The following is a 679-nucleotide window of genomic DNA, read 5'->3' as shown; positions in this document are numbered from 1 at the left end:
CGGGGACGCCCCCGCACCGATACCCATCGGCCGGCCCATCGACAACGTCCGGCTGACGGTGCTCGACGAGCACGGCTCGCCGGTACCGATCGGCGTGCCGGGTGAACTGCACGTCGCCGGCCCCGGACTGGCCGACGGCTACCTCCACCAACCCGGCGCGACCGCCGAGCGGTTCGTGACCGGAGCCGGCCCCGGCAGTGGTGGCGAGCGGTACTACCGCACCGGTGACCTGGTGCGCTGGACCGAACAGGGCGTCCTGGAGTTCCTCGGGCGCGGCGACGACCAGGTGAAGATCCGTGGCTTCCGGGTGGAGCCCGAGGAGGTGTCACGTGCGCTGTCGGCACTCCCCGAGGTCCGCGAGGCCCTGGTGCTGCCCCGGCGCGGGTCCCGGCAGGAAGCCCGGCTCGTCGCGTTCGTCGTCCCCGCGCACTGCGCCGGGGACGCCGACACCGACCGGCAGGAGTTCTCCGACCGGCTGACCCGTCAGCTCGCCCAACGGCTGCCGGAGTACCTGGTGCCGCGCTCGTGGGCGGTGCTGCCCCGCCTCCCGCTGACCGGCACCGGCAAGGTGGACCGCTCCGCCCTCCCGGAACCGCGCCACACCACCCATCTCGCGGACCCGGCGCACCGGGCCGCTCCCGTACCCGCCTCCGCCGCCCCCGTCACCCCCGACCCGGAC

At 75.3% G+C, this 679-nt stretch carries 1 protein-coding gene; it reads left to right on the top strand.

Features of this window, described 5'->3' with window-relative positions; translation table 11 throughout:
• A partial coding sequence (locus E0D90_RS25920) for an AMP-binding enzyme (RefSeq protein ID WP_157996962.1) occupies nt 1-679 on the top strand: 679 nt, incomplete at both ends.

The sequence above is a fragment of the Streptomyces otsuchiensis genome (genome assembly GCF_004305975.1).
In the GTDB taxonomy this organism is placed as follows: domain Bacteria; phylum Actinomycetota; class Actinomycetes; order Streptomycetales; family Streptomycetaceae; genus Streptomyces; species Streptomyces otsuchiensis.
This window is presented reverse-complemented; position numbering and strand designations above follow the sequence as displayed.